The sequence below is a fragment of the Bacillus sp. BC08 genome (assembly GCF_054326875.1).
Genome location: NZ_JBTGPA010000019.1, coordinates 81,994 through 99,565, shown reverse-complemented (window position 1 = coordinate 99,565; position 17,572 = coordinate 81,994). Strand labels below are relative to the sequence as shown.

Annotated in this window: 20 protein-coding genes; 8 read left to right on the top strand and 12 right to left on the bottom strand. The window is 36.8% G+C overall.

Features of this window, described 5'->3' with window-relative positions; translation table 11 throughout:
• Nucleotides 1-26 precede the first annotated feature (26 nt).
• The 8 genes from rfbD to ACXVYO_RS04005 form a co-directional block, all read right to left on the bottom strand.
• On the bottom strand, nucleotides 27-881 hold the full coding sequence (gene rfbD, locus ACXVYO_RS04040) for a dTDP-4-dehydrorhamnose reductase (RefSeq protein WP_458466103.1): 855 nt from the start codon (nucleotides 879-881) through the stop codon (nucleotides 27-29).
• 11 nt (nucleotides 882-892) lie between these two features.
• Nucleotides 893-1,864, bottom strand: coding sequence for a dTDP-glucose 4,6-dehydratase (rfbB, locus tag ACXVYO_RS04035; RefSeq protein WP_458466102.1), 972 nt, complete (start codon nucleotides 1,862-1,864; stop codon nucleotides 893-895).
• 16 nt (nucleotides 1,865-1,880) lie between these two features.
• Entirely contained in the window at nucleotides 1,881-2,426 is a 546-nt protein-coding gene (gene rfbC / locus ACXVYO_RS04030) for a dTDP-4-dehydrorhamnose 3,5-epimerase (protein ID WP_458466101.1), read from the bottom strand.
• 8 nt (nucleotides 2,427-2,434) lie between these two features.
• Nucleotides 2,435-3,172, bottom strand: a complete 738-nt coding sequence (locus ACXVYO_RS04025; RefSeq protein ID WP_458466100.1) for a sugar phosphate nucleotidyltransferase — start codon at nucleotides 3,170-3,172, stop codon at nucleotides 2,435-2,437.
• Nucleotides 3,173-3,186: 14 nt separating this feature from the next.
• Nucleotides 3,187-3,867: a glycosyltransferase family protein gene (locus ACXVYO_RS04020; protein ID WP_458466099.1), complete on the bottom strand. Its 681-nt coding sequence runs from the start codon at nucleotides 3,865-3,867 to the stop codon at nucleotides 3,187-3,189.
• Between the two features lie 12 nt (nucleotides 3,868-3,879).
• Nucleotides 3,880-4,566, bottom strand: coding sequence for a glycosyltransferase family protein (locus ACXVYO_RS04015; RefSeq protein WP_458466098.1), 687 nt, complete (start codon nucleotides 4,564-4,566; stop codon nucleotides 3,880-3,882).
• Nucleotides 4,563-5,252 carry a class I SAM-dependent methyltransferase gene (locus ACXVYO_RS04010; protein ID WP_001087864.1) on the bottom strand — a complete coding sequence of 230 codons (690 nt, stop codon included), beginning with the start codon at nucleotides 5,250-5,252 and terminating at the stop codon, nucleotides 4,563-4,565. The genes ACXVYO_RS04015 and ACXVYO_RS04010 overlap by 4 nt, the downstream gene beginning before the upstream one ends.
• A gap of 142 nt (nucleotides 5,253-5,394) precedes the next feature.
• On the bottom strand, nucleotides 5,395-6,495 hold the full coding sequence (locus tag ACXVYO_RS04005; RefSeq protein WP_458466097.1) for a glycosyltransferase: 1,101 nt from the start codon (nucleotides 6,493-6,495) through the stop codon (nucleotides 5,395-5,397).
• 165 nt (nucleotides 6,496-6,660) lie between these two features.
• Between ACXVYO_RS04005 and ACXVYO_RS04000 the strand changes: the two genes are divergently transcribed.
• From ACXVYO_RS04000 to ACXVYO_RS03970, 7 genes are all read left to right on the top strand, one after another.
• Nucleotides 6,661-7,593: a BclA C-terminal domain-containing protein gene (locus tag ACXVYO_RS04000; RefSeq protein WP_458466095.1), complete on the top strand. Its 933-nt coding sequence runs from the start codon at nucleotides 6,661-6,663 to the stop codon at nucleotides 7,591-7,593.
• Between the two features lie 122 nt (nucleotides 7,594-7,715).
• Entirely contained in the window at nucleotides 7,716-8,561 is an 846-nt protein-coding gene (locus ACXVYO_RS03995) for a TylF/MycF family methyltransferase (protein WP_458466094.1), read from the top strand.
• A gap of 127 nt (nucleotides 8,562-8,688) precedes the next feature.
• Nucleotides 8,689-9,447 (top strand): class I SAM-dependent methyltransferase, encoded by a 759-nt coding sequence (locus tag ACXVYO_RS03990; RefSeq protein ID WP_458466093.1) that lies wholly within the window; start codon nucleotides 8,689-8,691, stop codon nucleotides 9,445-9,447.
• A gap of 6 nt (nucleotides 9,448-9,453) precedes the next feature.
• Nucleotides 9,454-10,389, top strand: coding sequence for a glycosyltransferase family 2 protein (locus ACXVYO_RS03985; protein WP_458466092.1), 936 nt, complete (start codon nucleotides 9,454-9,456; stop codon nucleotides 10,387-10,389).
• A gap of 151 nt (nucleotides 10,390-10,540) precedes the next feature.
• On the top strand, nucleotides 10,541-11,701 hold the full coding sequence (locus ACXVYO_RS03980; RefSeq protein ID WP_458466091.1) for an FtsW/RodA/SpoVE family cell cycle protein: 1,161 nt from the start codon (nucleotides 10,541-10,543) through the stop codon (nucleotides 11,699-11,701).
• 73 nt (nucleotides 11,702-11,774) lie between these two features.
• Entirely contained in the window at nucleotides 11,775-12,515 is a 741-nt protein-coding gene (prpE, locus tag ACXVYO_RS03975; RefSeq protein WP_458466090.1) for a bis(5'-nucleosyl)-tetraphosphatase PrpE, read from the top strand.
• A 128-nt stretch (nucleotides 12,516-12,643) separates the two neighbouring features.
• Nucleotides 12,644-14,032, top strand: a complete 1,389-nt coding sequence (locus ACXVYO_RS03970) for a peptidase G2 autoproteolytic cleavage domain-containing protein (protein WP_458466089.1) — start codon at nucleotides 12,644-12,646, stop codon at nucleotides 14,030-14,032.
• Between the two features lie 48 nt (nucleotides 14,033-14,080).
• Here the strand turns inward: ACXVYO_RS03970 and ACXVYO_RS03965 are convergent, their stop codons facing one another.
• The 4 genes from ACXVYO_RS03965 to ACXVYO_RS03950 are packed head-to-tail and all read right to left on the bottom strand — an operon-like array spanning nucleotide 14,081 to nucleotide 16,846.
• The gene (locus ACXVYO_RS03965) at nucleotides 14,081-14,974 is read right to left on the bottom strand and encodes an RluA family pseudouridine synthase (RefSeq protein WP_458466088.1); all 894 of its coding nucleotides are present in this window, start codon (nucleotides 14,972-14,974) and stop codon (nucleotides 14,081-14,083) included.
• A gap of 15 nt (nucleotides 14,975-14,989) precedes the next feature.
• Complete coding sequence (locus ACXVYO_RS03960) at nucleotides 14,990-15,787, bottom strand: NAD kinase (protein WP_000673186.1); 798 nt, start codon at nucleotides 15,785-15,787, stop codon at nucleotides 14,990-14,992.
• A gap of 18 nt (nucleotides 15,788-15,805) precedes the next feature.
• Nucleotides 15,806-16,444, bottom strand: coding sequence for a GTP pyrophosphokinase (locus tag ACXVYO_RS03955; RefSeq protein WP_458466087.1), 639 nt, complete (start codon nucleotides 16,442-16,444; stop codon nucleotides 15,806-15,808).
• 30 nt (nucleotides 16,445-16,474) lie between these two features.
• On the bottom strand, nucleotides 16,475-16,846 hold the full coding sequence (locus ACXVYO_RS03950) for a UPF0738 family protein (RefSeq protein WP_088095553.1): 372 nt from the start codon (nucleotides 16,844-16,846) through the stop codon (nucleotides 16,475-16,477).
• Between the two features lie 146 nt (nucleotides 16,847-16,992).
• Here ACXVYO_RS03950 and ACXVYO_RS03945 point away from each other — a divergent pair, with 146 nt between their 5' ends.
• On the top strand, nucleotides 16,993-17,571 hold the full coding sequence (locus tag ACXVYO_RS03945) for a CYTH domain-containing protein (RefSeq protein WP_000191099.1): 579 nt from the start codon (nucleotides 16,993-16,995) through the stop codon (nucleotides 17,569-17,571).
• The last annotated feature ends 1 nt before the right edge of the window (nucleotide 17,572 follow it).

Sequence of the window (17,572 nt, the reverse complement as noted above, 5' to 3'; positions counted from 1 at the left end):
CAAAAAAGTCATTAACTTAAATTTTGTTAATGACTTTTTGTTTCTATAAAAAAACGCTCTAATCCTTCTTCCCAAGAAGGCATTTGTGAAAAACCATTTAGTCGTAGCATGTTATGTTGGAAAATAGAATATTGCGGTCTCGCTGCCGCTGATCCGAATTCTTCGGTTGAAACAGGTAATACATTCACTTGCATATTTGCATCCAAAAATATTTTTTTTGCAAATTCAAACCAAGAACATGAACCTCTATTTGACACATGATACGTACCGTATAAAGAAGTATGAATGAGCTTATTAATCATTACATTTAAATCCGCCACATAAGTAGGAGAACCGATTTGATCTGCTACAACAGATACTTCTTCTCTTTCTTTACCTAATCGCATCATCGTTTTCACAAAATTATTTCCATACTTACCATATAGCCACGATGTACGAACGATAAAATATTTATTATGTAACTCTTTGACAAACTGTTCTCCCGCATACTTAGAAGCTCCGTATATATTTATCGGCACCGGATTATGAAATTCATCGTACCCCTCCGGTCTGTCGCCCTGAAATACATAATCGGTACTAATATAAACTAATTTCGCCCCTACTATTTGTGAAGCAACCGCTACATTTCGAGCTCCTATTGCATTTATTACATAAGCAAGATCTTGTTCTTTCTCAGCATGATCAACTTTCGTATACGCTGCACAATGAATAATGATATGTGGCCTAATTTCTTGTACCACTTGCTGCACTTGCGCTATATTTGTAATATCTAGTAACTTTTTATCAAATGGATATATGTCATATTCTTCAGGATTTAACTCTTCTTGTAGTTGCTTTCCCAATTGACCATTTGCTCCTGTTATGATAATCCGTTCTTTCATTTATATACCCCTTACTTTTCCTTTAGTGGTTTCCACCATTCTATATGATGTTCATACCATTCCACTGTTTCTTTCAACCCCTGTTCAAACGTATATTGCGGTTCCCACCCGAGCTCATTCTTCATCTTTTGTGCATCAATTGCATAACGACGATCATGACCTAAACGATCTGTAACATACGCAATATCTTTTTTTGTTTTTCCTAAGAGAGTCATGATTTGTTCCACAACATCTATATTGGTTTTTTCATTATTTCCACCTATGTTATATACTTCACCTATACGCCCCTTATGCAAAATAACGTCAATCGCACTACAATGATCCGTTACATGTAACCAATCTCTTACATTTAATCCATCGCCGTATAACGGTAGCTTTTTTCCTTCTAGCGCATTCGTAACCATTAATGGAATTAACTTTTCAGGATATTGATACGGCCCATAGTTATTGGAGCAACGCGTTACTATAACTGGTAATTGATATGTTTTATAATAAGATAAAGCTATCATGTCGGCGCTCGCCTTACTTGAAGAATATGGGCTATTTGGAGCTAACGGGGTTACCTCGGTAAATCGCCCTGTTTTCCCTAAAGAGCCGTACACCTCATCTGTTGATACCTGCACGAGTTTAATATGTGGATATTTTTTTACTAATTCTAATAAGGTGACTGTCCCAATTACATTTGTATCATAAAAAGGAATCGGATTTTCAATGCTACGGTCCACATGTGATTCAGCTGCGAAATTGACAATTACTTGTACGTCACGCTCCTTAATAACATGATCCAGCAGCTCTCCATTTTGAATTTCCCCTTTTACAAAAGAGTAATTCGGATGATTTTGAATAGACTTTACATTATTTAAATTCCCACTATATGTTAATGCATCGAAATTAATAATTCTATATGTTTCATAGCTTTGTAACATGTAATGAACAAAATTACTTCCAATAAATCCGGCCCCACCTGTTACTAATATATTCATATAACAACTCTCCTACTCAAAAGCTATCTTCACATTCCTTAAGTAACGGTAACATTCGATCTTTATCAGACAAAATAGGACTTGTTACCGGCCATGGAATTGCTAATTCTTTATCTTCCCAAAGTAACCCTGAGTCATGCTCGGCGCTATAATACTCATCTACTTTATACATAACAATCGTATGCGGGACAAGTGTACAAAAACCATGTGCAAATCCTTTTGGCACTAATAATTGCCGGTGATTATCCGCGCTTAAAATATATCCTCTCCACTGTTTAAACGTTGGTGAATCTTTTCGCAAATCAACGATAACGTCATAGATTGCCCCTTGCATCACTTGAATAAGTTTCGTTTGTGCTTTCGGATTTTTTTGAAAGTGTAATCCTCGAATCGTTCCGGCTTCTGCTGAATAAGAAACATTATCCTGTACAAATGAATACGTAACCCCTAATGTTTCTAGCACCTTCTTATTATAACTTTCTGTAAAAAAGCCACGATCATCTCCAAATAACCTCGGTTCTAACAATTTTGCGTCGGTAAAGTTTGTTTCTACAACTTTCATATTCTCACCTATTCTCCGTTAAACTGTTTACCAAAGTTTATATCCTGTGCTAACGTATTCGCCCTTTGAAGAGAAACATGAGTTCCCGCATCAGTCCACCAACCGCTCATTTCATTATAAGTAAGTACCTCTCGTTTTAAATACCAATTATTGATATCTGTAATTTCAAGTTCTCCCCTTGCGGAAGGTTTTAATTCTTTTATATAAGAAAAGACTTTCGAATCATACAAATAAATTCCTGTAACTGCATAGGAGCTTTTCGGCTCTTTCGGCTTTTCTTCAATTTCAATTATTTTTCTGTTTTGAATGTGTGCTACGCCAAATCTCTCCGGATCATCTACAGATTGCAGCAGTACTTTCGCGCCTTCTTTTTGATTTGCAAACTCTTCAACGTACGGACGAATGTCATCTGAAAAGATATTATCCCCTAATATAACTACCATGCGATCGTTCCCGACGAAATCCTCACAAAGCCCTAATGCTTGTGCAATTCCGCCAGCCTTATCTTGCACACGATACGTGAAGGACACGCCAAATTCTTGACCGCTTCCTAAGAAACTAACAACATCTCCCATATGCTCTTTCCCTGTAATAATCATAATATCTGTAATATCGCATTGTTTCAGCTTATATACCGCATGATAAATCATTGGGTAACGTCCAACAGGAAGCAAATGCTTATTCGTTACTTTCGTTATTGGATATAATCTCGATCCAGTTCCACCTGCTAAAATAATTCCTTTCACCCTGCATCTCTCCCTTATGATGGAGATAGTATATCTTTGTAATGCTCTACAAACACTTTCCGATACTTCTCATATGTATCCGCATCAAACTCATCCCCGTTGTAGTGAATACACCATAAATTTGCTTGATTAGGGATACCAATTAAATAACCAGCCTTTTGAAACTCTAAAGACTGCGACACATCATAAAAGTGGAACCCTTGAAACAAGTCTTCTCGCCACGGAATATCATACTGTGTGGCCATTAATAATCCATCAATTGCCTGAACTGAAATAAATGATTGATTCCCATAAAACAGCTGATCTAAATTTAATAATTGATAATTCTGTCTTCTATACTCAATCACTTTCCCTACTAAATTTTTCCCTTCCCACCATATCCCGTTGCTCGGTAAAAACTGAGCACCAGCTACTCCAATTAAACCAAGTTTTTCATTATCTTTAAAAAGAGAAATGAGTGTATAAAACATCTCACGATTAATAAGATAAGTATCTTGATGTATATAAACCTTATACTTCGCGGGATAAGAAAGCGCTCGGTTATATGCACTTGCCATACTTTTCGCATCTCGTATCGGAAAAATTTGTACAACATAACCAGGGGGAACAAAAAGGTTTCTTATTTGTCTCTCGCATTGTTCAAATAGCTCTTCATTATTTATACAAACAACGACTAATATTGTATGATCTTTCATTTTGTAGCCCCTCTATTCGTCTTGATTTACATCTGACATATAGTGCTCCACAAATATTTTTCTATACTTTTCATAGTTGGTCATATCCACATCGATATGATAGTGAATGCACCACGCATCACGCTGTACAGGAACCCCAACTGTATAGCCTGCTTTTCTAAATTCAAATGATTGAGACACATCATAATAGTCAAATCCATCAAACAAGTCTTCCCGCCACGGAATATCGTATTGCGTTGCCATTAATAATCCGTCAATACATTCAACTGGCATAAATGTTTTTGAGTCATGATACGGCTTTTCCTGACTGGCCATATAAAATAAATCATTCATATAACCAATGACTTTTCCAACAACTCCTCTACCTACATTCCATACTCCATTTGGAGGAACATATTGGGCTCCAACCATACCAATCATTCCAAGATGTTCATGTTCCTGAAACAATTGAAGTAATCCATATAAAAATCCTACATTTACAATAAAAACATCTTGATGTATATACACTTTATATTTTGCTGGATGCGAAATTGCTTGATTATATCCGCTCGTCATACTTTTCGCATTTCGAATCGGCATAAACTGTATCGTATATCCTGGAGGAACTGGCAATTGTAATATATGTCGCGCACATTGTGCATACATTTTCCGATCATTTATACACGTAACAAATAATATTGTTTTATCTGCCGCACTCATAATTGTGATTTTTCTGCTTCAATAATGTATTGAAATACAACCGTCTCAGCCATGAAGCCACTTCCAAGACGATATTTTTTACAAATTCCATATAATTCCTCAATAAGCGGTTCATACATTTTATGGTCAACATATACACGATCTACTTTACTAATTGAATAGCCTGCTTTTAAAAACATTCGTAGCATTTCATTAAATGTAAAGAAGCGAATATGTGTTTTATCTAATAAACCATATTCTGTATACGTCCAATTTCCAGCAAGTAAAGGAGCTAATACTGAAATGTGTGAAACGTTCGGTATACTAGCCAAAATTACACCATTTTGCTTTATATATGGTTTTACCTTTTCTATTACAGCCCACGGATCAAATAAATGCTCTAATACGTCTCCAAATATAACGCAATCAAATTGCTCTTCCTCATACGGCATATCCATTGTTTCTATATCACCTAAAACAACATGATCTAGTTTTTCTTTTGCTTGTTCTGCCGCCTCTGGGAATGCCTCAATTCCTGATACACGTGTGCCATTTTCTTTTATGGCAGCTCCCAGTGCACCACTCGAGCAACCGATATCAAGAACTTCTTTCCATTCCTTTTTTATATGCTTTAATAAATTCGGATTCACTGCATTGTAATAATGCCCGGACTTTTCTTCATATAAAGAATTTTTTGGGGAATTCATTTTACACACTCCTTATGCAAATTAAATTTGAAATATAAACCTCATATGAAGTCTATACGTGTAACCAGTACAGCGATACTTTACTATATAGCCAATCTATTAGAGTTAGAATCGTAATAAGGCCATTTCTAAAAAACGCAACCTATAACGATTTATATTGTTCATCAAAAACACTCCGAAAATATTTGCGGTTATATTCAATTGCAGCATTATTTGGAACATAAGAAGCTGCTAATTCATTGTAATAATAAGCTTTATCTTGCTCGCCTAACTTGCTATAACAAATACACATTTGTAAATAAGGAATCCACGTGTAGCTAGCTGGACTGTGAAAAGGACTGTCTGTTGCCATTGTCACTTCTGTTGCAAGTTTAAACCAAAAAATTGCTTCATTATATTTTTGTTGATCCATATATATATATCCTATTCTTGTACAATTCTCTCCTCTAGGAACATCATACCGAAATGACTTTACACAAGATTCAACTGCCTTCTCCCACATTCCAAGCTTTGCATAGCAATCTCCTAATTTACCACATGCATAAATTTTCTCTTCATACCAACCTTCGTCTTGACTAAGAAATGTTTCATATAGCAACACTGCATCATCATATTTTTGATTATCCATAGATTCATTCGCGTAATAAAACAAATCTCTTGAACTTAATTCTTCTCCTGCTGCTACAGTATCTTGAAAAATTTTCAAATTACGGTTCGTTACTTTCTTTTCTTTTTTATGTGTAATCGCAACATTACTATTAAAAATCTCACCAAAAATAGCTAAATACTCATGCACCTTTCCAAACCATTGAAATTCTTTTTCACGCTTTACAAGTCGATATCTTTTTGTACAATATAAAGGTTTCCCATTAGAATCCATTACAAGATGATACGGCATCGAAACAGCATCAACATTAGGATCTAACTCTCTTTTTAATAGCCTCAATGCCTCTTGAGCATCTTCTAATAACACATCATCAGCATCTAGCCATAATATATATTCTTGCGTTGCTTTCGAAAAAGAAAAATTTCTAGCTGCCGCAAAATCATTAATCCATGGAAAGTCATATATGTTAGAGGTATATTGAGCTACAATTTCTTTCGTTCGATCAATGGAACCTGTATCAACTATAATAATTTCATCAACGATTTTTTCTACTGCGTCTAAACATCGACCTATTGTATCTTCCTCATCTCGAACAATCATACATAAACTAATTGTAATTCCTTGCTTGTTCAACATAATCACCCTCTTCCAAATCAATCATATGTTATACATACAATAAACTTTCCACTTTTTTAACTTGCACAAGCAGTTTAAGATTTCTTTTCAATAATTCAAATGTCCGTGTCATTTTCTTCCGGTTTTGCATCTACTATATAATGAACGCTTTATGGAGGTGAATTTATGTCAAATAATAATTATTCAGATGGATTAAATCCCGATGAATCTTTATCAGCTAGTGCATTTGACCCTAATCTTGTAGGACCAACATTACCACCAATACCACCGTTTACCCTTCCTACCGGGCCGACTGGACCGACTGGACCAACTGGGCCGACTGGGCCAACTGTACCAACTGGACCTTCTGGACCAACTGGACCGACTGGACCGACTGGACCAACTGGACCAACTGGACCGACTGGACCGACTGGACCGACTGGACCGACTGGGCCGACTGGGCCAACTGGACCAACTGGACCTTCTGGACTGACTGGACCGACTGGACCGACTGGACCGACTGGACCGACTGGGCCGACTGGACCGACTGGGCCGACTGGGCTAACTGGTGCTACTGGACCGACTGGGCCAACTGGTGCTACTGGTGCTACTGGACCGACTGGCGCTACTGGCGCTACCGGACCGACTGGACCAACTGGGCCGACTGGACCAACTGGGCCGACTGGACCAACTGGGCCAACTGGACCTTCTGGCTTAGGACTTCCAGCAGGATTGTATGCCTTTAACTCAGCTACAGTTTCTTTGGCTCTTGGGATTAATGATCCAGTACCATTTAATACCGTTGGATCTCAGTTTGGTACGGCAATTTCTCAAATGGATGCCGATACTTTCGTAATTAGTGAAACTGGTTTCTATAAAATTACTGTTATTGCTTATACAGCGGCAGTAAGTTTATTAGGAAGTCTTGGGATTCAAGTTAATGGAATTCCAGTACCAGGTGCAGGCACAAGCTTAATTTCACTTGGAGCTCCTATCGTTATCCAAGCCATTACACAAATTACTACAACACCATCACTCGTTGAAGCAGTTGTTACAGGAATTGGATTATCACTAGCTCTTGGTACAAGTGCATCCATTATTATTGAAAAAATCGCTTAATTTTGTACTTAGCAGTAAGACTGATATCAGTTTTACTGCTTTTTCATTTGTAAATTCAATCATTAAATCTTTCTTTTCTACATAGTCATAATGTTGTATGACATTCCGCAGGAGGCACTTATATGGAAAATAAATCAGCTGTCCAGCTTTATCTCGAGTTATTAAAGAAAACAATTTTATTTGAAATATGGTTAGAATACGAACCATACTTACCTGCTTCGCTACATATATCTAAAGAGCTATCATATGAACCAGTTACAGTTCCACTTCCTTTATTTCTTAAGCAATACGTAGAAAATCACAATTTAAAAATCGTTGATCCTAACGTTTCAAAAAATGAGCGTCAAGGTGGCAAGGATTGGCCAAGAGCAGCACACAGTATGGTTGGTCGAAAACGTATGAATCAATTGCATGAGGCGATGGAAACTGTTGTAAAGGAAAATATAGAAGGTGATTTTATTGAAACCGGTGTATGGCGCGGAGGATCATGCATTTTTATGAATGGTTTTTTACAAGCAAACAACATTACAGATCGCACTGTGTGGGTTGCTGATTCGTTTGAAGGTTTACCAGCACCTAACTTAGAACAATACCCGAAAGATTACGGTGATTATTTGCACACATTCGATTACTTACGAGTTTCTTTAGAAACAGTGCAAGAAAACTTTAGAAAATACGATTTATTAAATGATCAGGTGAAATTTTTAAAGGGTTGGTTTAAAGATACTTTGCCTTCAGCACCGATAGAAAAAATTGCAATTGCCCGCCTTGATGGCGATATGTATGAATCAACGATGGATAGTCTTGTAAACTTATACGACAAAGTTACAACAGGTGGCTTTATTATTATTGATGACTACGGATTAGTAACATGCGCCGAGGCTGTAACAGATTTCAGAAATGAAAGAAACTTAAAAGCTCCTATTACTACAATTGATGATTTCGGTATTTATTGGCGAAAAGAATAGAATATAATTTTATTTTTTGAGGGGTTCTATTACACTACTTATTCATAAGAACCAATTGTGTAAAGTTCCCCTCACTATAAATGGACAATAGAAATCCCCTACTTTACTACAAGGACGGAGTGAATGTATGAACGAAAATGAGAAAAAAATCACATTAATTCCACCCCCGGAACTCGTTCAATATGTAGGTGGTAACTTTGAAGAAGTTGGAAAAGAGTTTATGCAATATTTTATTGAAATTGGTAACTTAAAATCAAATGAAACAGTATTAGATGTAGGCTGCGGCATTGGCCGAATGGCAGTTCCATTAATGAATTATTTAAGCGATGATGGTACTTATTATGGATTTGACTTATTCAATGCGGGGATTACATGGTGCAAAAATAACATTTCAACACGCCGTAACAATTTTCATTTTGAACATGTCGATATATATAATCAATTCTACAATCCCGATGGAAAAGAAGATGCTTCCCAATACAAGTTTCCATATGAAGATGAATCATTTGATTTTATTTTTTTAACGTCTGTCTTTACCCATCTCCTTCCGAAAGAATTAGAACATTACGTATGTGAGATTTCACGAGTTTTGAAAAAAGATGGGAGATGTTTTATTACTTTCTTTTTAATTAATCCTGAATCTTCCTATTACTTAAATGCAGGACTAAGTACGTTAGGTTTTTATCATCAAATTGACAATTGTTATGTTCTAAATAAAGACATCCCCAATTTCGCAGTTGCCTATCCTGAGGAAGATATTCGTACCCTATTAAATAAGTATGGACTAGAAGTACAGACTCCCCCCCGTTACGGTTCATGGTGTAGCAGAACTGAACATACAAGTTATCAAGATATTATTCTTACACAAAAAATTTCTGAAAGGTAGTTGTATATGAATAATATAAAAAATCCGCCTCTCGTTTCCATCCTTATTCCCACCTATAATCGACCACATTATTTTAAGCTTGCTCTAGAAAGCGCATTAGCACAAACATATTCAAATATCGAAATTATTGTAGGAGACGATAGTACAAATAATGAAACAGAAAAACTAATATACAGACATTATTTACATAAGCATAAACATATAACGTACATTCGAAATAGCTCTACTCTAGGGCAATTTAATAACGCCCTTATGCTCTTAGAGCGGTCAAGTGGAGAATACATAAATTTCTTAATGGACGATGATATATTTTATAATAATAAAATTGAAAAAATGATGTTTCATTTCCAACAAGACTTAAATAAAAATCTCGCACTTATCACATCCTATCGCACTTGGATTAATGATAATGGAGATATAATCGAACAACATCCCTCCATGAAAAAATTATATGATGAAGATACACTACTAAATGGGAAAGATTTTGGAAACCGTATGCTTATGGCAGGACAAAATATTATCGGTGAGCCTACAATCGTACTCTTTAGAAAGAGCCTATTAACGGAACCTTTCGGCACTTTAAATGGCAGAAAATATGGTTGTAGTGTTGATATGGCCTCTTGGATAAGTTTACTTTCAAAAGGTGATGCAATGTATATCACTGAGCCCTTAAGTTCATTCCGCCTTCATACTGGACAGCAAGTACGTCACAAATTCCTTGAGGGCTGTGAAGATTTTTCTCAGCTTGTTTTAACCTCGAAAAAGTATGGTTTCTTACAAAACACTAAACATTATAAAAAAGGTTTGATAAGAGCTTACGGATGGTATAAAAATGCGGTCAAATTTTACGATTTATTTCCAAACCTCATTCCAGATATAAATACACATGCACGTCTTTCCTATTGTTTAAATATCATTACAAAAGAGCTCCATGCAATATAGTCCATCACAAGGGAGGAGCTATTCCTTCCTCGTGATGTATGACTTCCCACAAATAGTGGAATAAATGTATGGTATGCATAGTCTGCTTGTATATTATTTTTATCATGACATGATTCATATACTTACTAGGCGATAGAAAGGAATACATACATTGAAAGATCCAAATTCTCAATATCAAATAGACTACGTATTACTATTCATCTTATTTGCCATTGGGACTGTTAGTTGCTTTGCAATTGCAAGTGCACAAGCTTCTTTACCACCATTTTTGCAAAGCGTAAATTTTGTATTAAAGCAAATTCAATGGTACTTCATTGGATTTATAGCCATTGGTGTCATTATGATTATTGATTTCGATCGTTATCAAAAAATTGCTTGGTATTTATATAGCTTTGCACTGGTACTACTCATTGGACTAGAACTTCAAGTACCAGGTGCCGTTACAATTAAAGGGGCTACCGCTTGGTACAGGCTCCCAGGCATCGGAAATTTCCAGCCTTCTGAAATTATGAAATTGTTTTTAATTCTCGTCACCGGACGAATTATAGCAAATCACAATGAGAAATATTTTTTTCGAACAATACACGACGATTTTTTATTACTTGGAAAAATATGTGCAACAAGTTTACCACCCCTGCTACTTATTGCAAAGGAACCTGATTTAGGAAACACGATGGTAATTTCAGCTATGCTCGCAGCAATGATATTAGTTTCTGGTATACGTTGGCGTTTTATTTTCGGATTAGTTTCTGGCATTTCTGCAGCTGGCGTTACATTAACTTATATTTTTTTTACTCATACAAAATTCTTTAAAGCACACATTTTACAAGAATATCAACTAAATCGCTTTTACGGCTGGCTAGCTCCATACAAATATGATGCGCAAGGCTATCAATTAAGACAAGCTTTCTTAGCTACTGGATCAGGAGAAATGCAAGGAAAAGGTTGGGAAAATGGACAAGTGTACTTTCCAGAACCACATACAGATTTTATTTTCACTAATGTCGCTGAACAATTCGGCTTTTTAGGCGCAAGTGTCATTATTGCACTTTTTTTCCTACTTATTTTCCGCATGATTCATATCGCTTTAGAAAGTAATGATCCTTTTGGTAGTTACATCTGCGCTGGTACAATCGGAATGTTTACTTTTCAAGTATTTCAAAATATCGGCATGACCATCGGGTTACTCCCGATTACAGGAATCACACTCCCCCTTATGAGCTACGGAGGAAGTTCCTTACTCACATACATGATAGCGATTGGATTTGTTTTAAACGTTCGTTCAAGGACGAAAATCTTTATGTTTAAATAAAGTAAAAAACGGTATATTTTTATCTCTATCCTTTTTTAGATATACTAATGGAAAATGTGATGGAGGTTTAAATATGAAATATGACATTATAGGGGATATTCATGGATGCTTCCAAGAGTTTCAAGATTTAACGACGAAACTCGGATATAAGTGGAATCGCGACCTGCCGATTCACCCTGATCAACGTAAGCTTGCATTTGTTGGTGATATTACAGATCGCGGTCCTCATTCATTACGTATGATTGAAATTGTATGGGAACTTGTCATAAATAAAAAAGTAGCTTATTATGCTCCGGGAAATCACTGTAATAAACTATACCGCTTTTTCCTTGGGCGTAACGTATCAATCGCTCACGGGCTCGAAACAACTGTTGCCGAATATGAAGCACTGCCTTCTCATAAACAAAATATTATAAAAGAAAAATTCATCACACTTTATGAACAATCCCCTTTATATCACGTACTCGATGAAAAAAGGTTAATTGTATGTCACGCCGGAATTCGGCAAGATTACATAGGAAGACAAGATAAAAAAGTACAAACCTTTGTATTATATGGCGATATTACAGGAGAAAAACATGCTGACGGCTCCCCTGTCCGTCGCGACTGGGCTAAGGAATATAAAGGAAAAGCTTGGATTATATATGGACATACACCTGTAAAAGAACCTCGCTTTGTAAATCATACAATTAATATTGACACTGGTGCTGTATTTGGCGGGAGTTTAACTGGATTACGTTATCCCGAAATGGAGACTGTTTCCGTCCCTTCCTCCCTACCTTTTGTCCCTGAGAAGTTTCGCCCAATTTCATAACTTACGAGGGATTTCCATATCATTTAGGCCGCTCTCCTATAAAAACTAGGTAAAGTAATTAAAAAAAGATGCAATAAAGTGCATCTTTTTTTAATTACACGGCATATACTGTCGCAGGAGGTGACGGAATGAAGAAAAAATCTTCTAAACAAAAAAGAAAATGCCCGCCTTTTTATCTGCCCATGTACGGAATTAACAACTGGTGCAGCATCCGAGCTGCAGCTTTAGAAGAACTGGAAGGACAAGAGGCATCCCCAAAAAACAAAGCCAGACCAAAATATGTCTCTTTAGAAAATGCTGTAATGAGCCGCATAATTGATAATAGAAAAACTAAGATGCAGCAAAAAAATAAACCTCTCTCTACTCATAATGAACAGATTGTGCCCTCTGAGCAAACAGAGAAAAATATAGAAGAAAATATACCTGTAGCAATAAATAAAAAAGCAGAAGTAGAAATTCCAGCTGCTATTATCAATCAAGTGAAGAAAATAAAAGAAGCATTAGCACCATCCAATGATATACAAACGGAAAAAACAATCATAATTCAAACCCCTACACCTGAAAATACAAAAGTAAAAAAAGGTGGGCGGTATGCATATGCAGAGGGGCTTCATTCTCATGCAGAGGGTACAGCTTCACATGCAGAAGGGCTTCTTACACACGCAAAAGCTTCTTTCTCTCATGCAGAAGGATCAAAAACGAAAGCAACTGGACATAGTTCCCATAGTGAAGGAAGTGAAACGACAGCAAGCGGATCTTATTCTCATGCGGAAGGTAAACATACAATTGCTTTAGGAGAAGCAGCACATGCAGAAGGAACTGCGACTATCGCTAACGGATTCTCTTCTCATGCGGAAGGTAATCATACATCAACGGCTCATTTTGCAGGTAGCCATATTATGGGGCGCTTCGGCACAGCAGAAGAATCTTATTCTTGGTTTATTGCTAACGGTACAAATGAAACCGACCATCATATTGGCGCAAAGTGGCTTGCTCATAATGGGGAAATGTATATTGATGGCGCTTCTTACAATGCAAGTGGCACTGATTTTGCACAAATGTTTGAAACAGCAGACAATAATCTTATTGATGTAGGTTATTTCGTTACATTTAGTAGCGAAGAAAAAATTCGGATCGCTACTTCAAACGATTCATTCATTTTAGGAATATCTAGCGCAACCCCCGCCCTTATAGGAAATAGCGGTGCTTTAAGTTGGCAAAAACGCTACAAAACAGATAGCTTTGGAAAACGTCAATATGTATGTACGGAATCGCAAGACATACAACCTCTTTTAAATACAGAATGGGATCCAGCTTGCAAATATATAGCAAGAAAAGATCGTGCCGAGTGGCTTCCTGTCGGATTAATTGGACAAATGCTAGTACGCGATGACGGCACTTGCGAAACGCATGGATATTGTCGTCCAAATAACGATGGCATTGCAACAAAATCCGAAAGTGGATTTTTCGTTATAAAGCGCACGGGTGAAAATCAAATTTTAATATTATTCCGCTAAGAAAAAAGGGAACAAAATTCTTCATTACATAAGAATTTTGTTCCCTTTTTAAGTATGCCTTACTACCTCTTCCATATCGCTTGGAATCGTTGTAGTGAAAAACATTTCCTTCTCTAAAATAGGATGATAAAACGTCAAAGATGTACTATGAAGGGCTTGACGTTGTATCACATCTCTTCGTCCTCCATATAAATCATCACCAAGTAACGGGTGGCCTATATGAGCCATATGTACACGAATTTGATGCGTTCTTCCTGTCTCAAGCTCAAGTGATACATGCGTCTTATGATTAGCGCTATCCATCACTCTAAAATGAGTAACTGCTCTTTGCCCATCTTCACAAACTATTCGCTCAATAATGCTATCCGATTTTCGTCCAATTGGTGCGTCAATTGTTCCTTCTCGTTCAACCATCTCACCATGAACGATTGCTTCATACGTTCTTTTCACAGCTTTTTGTTGATGCTGTTTCGATAAAAGATGATGCACGAAACGATTTTTTGCAATAAGCATAAGCCCTGAAGTATCACGATCCAATCTTGTTACGATGTGCACCGTACTTGCAAGATGCTGCTTATCATAATGAGATAAGAGCGCATTCGCAACACTCCCTGCCGGATGTTCTCTAGACGGAATCGTTGACATGTTCGCCTCTTTGTTTATGATAAGAACCGCATCATCTTCATATACAATACATAAAGGGATATCTTCTGCAATCATCCCTTCACTTCTTTCCTCCACTGGAAAAAAGACACGTAATTCTTCACCAGCTTGCAACTGATGACGAACGCTCGCATGTTGATTATTTACTTCAATAGCTCCGCCGTGAAATTTTATATCCGTTAATGCGGCTTTAGAAATCCCTTTTGTTTTTAAAAATTCTCTAACTAAAGTTCCCTCTTCAGCCGATTCTATATCCCATTTCAATGTAAATCTGTTCAAATATATAAACCCTTTCTATTTATCTGCAACAAACGAGTCACGAACTCGTTTCCAGAACGGGAATGGACGGAAACGAACAAATCGTACTTTCTCGTTTGCAACGCGATACTGGATTGATTTCACATCTTGATGCACCATCGTTAAATGGTCCACCGTAATTTGTAAGTTCATTCCTGCAGCCGGCTTCAACACACATGTATGATGCTTCGGCAGTACGAGTGGCGAGCCTACAGTACGAAACACACGATTATTAATAGATGCCATTTCTGCAATTTGAATCGCTTCAATAGAAGGGTGAATAATCGCTCCACCAAGCGCCTTATTATACGCAGTACTTCCAGAAGGAGTAGAAATACAAAGGCCATCCCCGCGGAACGTTTCAAAGTACTCTCCACGTATTTCCACTTCTGTTACTAATGTACCTTCCGCACTTTTCACAGTTGCTTCATTCATCGCCAAATACTGTGACTCTTTACTCCCATTCACATAGCGAATAATCACTTCTAAAAGCGGATATTCCACCACTTGGAATGGTGTTTTAGCAATTGCAATTACTAATTTCTCTACTTCTGTCGGTAACCAATCTGCATAGAAACCTAAATGCCCTGTATGTACACCAACAAATGCTGTTTCATCCAATCGATTATAATAACGATGAAACGCATATAAAAGCGTTCCATCTCCCCCAACAGAAATTACAATATCGGGTTCCTTTTCATCCATTATAAATCCAAAATCTAGCAAGTACTCTTTCATCGTGCCTGCCAATGTATCTGATGATTGATCTCCCTTTGACATAATTGTAAATTTCATCGCCCAACACCCTTTAGTTTATGATTCGGAATCTTTCGTTTCTTGTTTTCTTGAAAAAGCTTTCTGCGCTTCTTGAATCTCAAGACGAATAGAAGACATTTCTTCATCTAATAAAAATGCCGCTTCCGCTGCGCGTTGCAAGCGTATTTTAATATCCTCAGGAAAACGTCCACTATATTTATAATTTAAAGAATGCTCAATTGTTGCCCAAAAATTCATTGCTAACGTGCGTATTTGAATTTCTACCAATACTTTTTTTTCTCCCTGAATCGTTTGAACTGGGTAACTAATGACAACGTGATAAGAACGATAACCGCTATCTTTCTTTTGCGTGACATAATCACGTTCTTCCACGATTTCGAAGTCATTTCGTTTTCGAAGATATTCTACAACGGGCTTAATTTCATCAACAAATTGACACATCATTCGAAGGCCCGCGATGTCTTGCATATCTTCTCTTAGCCGATCTAGCGGTACATTTCTCTTCTCCGCTTTATCAATAATACTTGGAACCGACTTTACCCTTCCTGTTACAAACTCAATTGGAGAATGCTCTGTTAACATTGCAAATTGAGTACGCATTCCTTTTAGTTTCACTTTCAGCTCTGCCACCGCTTGATGGTAAGGTGCTAAAAATTCTTCCCAATTTCGTTTCATTTCAACCACCACCAAAATCAATCCATTTGCTTATAGAAATACTTTTTCTACAGCAGTTACTAGTTCTTCACCGTAATTTGCATTACCTTCAATATTTTCAACTAAATATTCTACTTCTTCTTTTAAACTTTCTAATTCCATTTCAACGTCATTCACACGAACGAACATTGCCATATCTTTATTCATCGCTTCATGCATTGCTTCCCAGCATGTGTGCGGAATACTTACATAAATGAAAGATGATTCGTTTTCTAAGATATATAAAAATGATAAATTGTCTGAGTCTACAAGTACGTGATTACGCGCCCTTAACTCCTTTACCTCTATTTCATTATTTTCCGCACAAAAAATAAGAGCATTCTCTCTCTTTTCTACGCTCTTAACTTGAATTTTATTTTGCATGCTCTAACTCCTCCATCTCAACTTCCTGTCTTACTTAACAGTATTATTGTATCATAACATGGACGCAAACAAATAAAACATTGAACCAAATTTATGAAAAAGCGATAATGTGTAAAGAATTATTTTTTAAAAGGAGCGCGCATACAATGACACAAGAAATTGAAATTGAATTTAAAAATATTGTTACAGAAGCAGAATTCGATACATTATGTAAATCATTCTCTATTGAGGTATTTACGAAACAGGTGAATCACTACTTTGAAACACCAGGCTTCTCATTAAAAGAAGCTGGCTCTGCACTTCGTATTCGTCATAAAGGAGAAACTTATACATTAACATTGAAACAACCTGCAGAAGTCGGCTTGCTGGAAACTCATCAAGTCGTAACAGAAGACGAAGCAAGAATGATGATGGAAACAAACGTAATCATTCCAGGGGCCGTAATGGATCAACTACACAAATTACAAATTCCTGTTTCCGCTTTAACTTATATGGGTAGTTTAACAACTGAAAGAGCCGAAACGCTATTTGAAGGCGGAACACTTGTCTTTGATCATAGTTTCTATTACAATCACGATGATTATGAAATTGAATTTGAAGTGCAAGATGAAGAAACAGGCAAAGCTGCATTTATTCATTTATTAAAGCAGCACGACATACCAATCCGTCATACAAATAATAAAGTAAAACGCTTTTTCCTTGCCAAACAAAACAAAGCACGCTAAA

Bases quoted from the DNA above. Each gene is read 5' to 3' on its own strand.
- rfbD (WP_458466103.1), bottom strand. From the start codon at position 881: ATGAAAGAACGGATTATCATAACAGGAGCAAATGGTCAATTGGGAAAG.
- rfbB (WP_458466102.1), bottom strand. From the start codon at position 1,864: ATGAATATATTAGTAACAGGTGGGGCCGGATTTATTGGAAGTAATTTT.
- rfbC (WP_458466101.1), bottom strand. From the start codon at position 2,426: ATGAAAGTTGTAGAAACAAACTTTACCGACGCAAAATTGTTAGAACCG.
- ACXVYO_RS04020 (WP_458466099.1), bottom strand. From the start codon at position 3,867: ATGAAAGATCATACAATATTAGTCGTTGTTTGTATAAATAATGAAGAG.
- ACXVYO_RS04015 (WP_458466098.1), bottom strand. From the start codon at position 4,566: ATGAGTGCGGCAGATAAAACAATATTATTTGTTACGTGTATAAATGAT.
- ACXVYO_RS04010 (WP_001087864.1), bottom strand. From the start codon at position 5,252: ATGAATTCCCCAAAAAATTCTTTATATGAAGAAAAGTCCGGGCATTAT.
- ACXVYO_RS04005 (WP_458466097.1), bottom strand. From the start codon at position 6,495: ATGTTGAACAAGCAAGGAATTACAATTAGTTTATGTATGATTGTTCGA.
- ACXVYO_RS04000 (WP_458466095.1), top strand. From the start codon at position 6,661: ATGTCAAATAATAATTATTCAGATGGATTAAATCCCGATGAATCTTTA.
- ACXVYO_RS03995 (WP_458466094.1), top strand. From the start codon at position 7,716: ATGGAAAATAAATCAGCTGTCCAGCTTTATCTCGAGTTATTAAAGAAA.
- ACXVYO_RS03990 (WP_458466093.1), top strand. From the start codon at position 8,689: ATGAACGAAAATGAGAAAAAAATCACATTAATTCCACCCCCGGAACTC.
- ACXVYO_RS03985 (WP_458466092.1), top strand. From the start codon at position 9,454: ATGAATAATATAAAAAATCCGCCTCTCGTTTCCATCCTTATTCCCACC.
- prpE (WP_458466090.1), top strand. From the start codon at position 11,775: ATGAAATATGACATTATAGGGGATATTCATGGATGCTTCCAAGAGTTT.
- ACXVYO_RS03970 (WP_458466089.1), top strand. From the start codon at position 12,644: ATGAAGAAAAAATCTTCTAAACAAAAAAGAAAATGCCCGCCTTTTTAT.
- ACXVYO_RS03960 (WP_000673186.1), bottom strand. From the start codon at position 15,787: ATGAAATTTACAATTATGTCAAAGGGAGATCAATCATCAGATACATTG.
- ACXVYO_RS03955 (WP_458466087.1), bottom strand. From the start codon at position 16,444: ATGAAACGAAATTGGGAAGAATTTTTAGCACCTTACCATCAAGCGGTG.
- ACXVYO_RS03950 (WP_088095553.1), bottom strand. From the start codon at position 16,846: ATGCAAAATAAAATTCAAGTTAAGAGCGTAGAAAAGAGAGAGAATGCT.
- ACXVYO_RS03945 (WP_000191099.1), top strand. From the start codon at position 16,993: ATGACACAAGAAATTGAAATTGAATTTAAAAATATTGTTACAGAAGCA.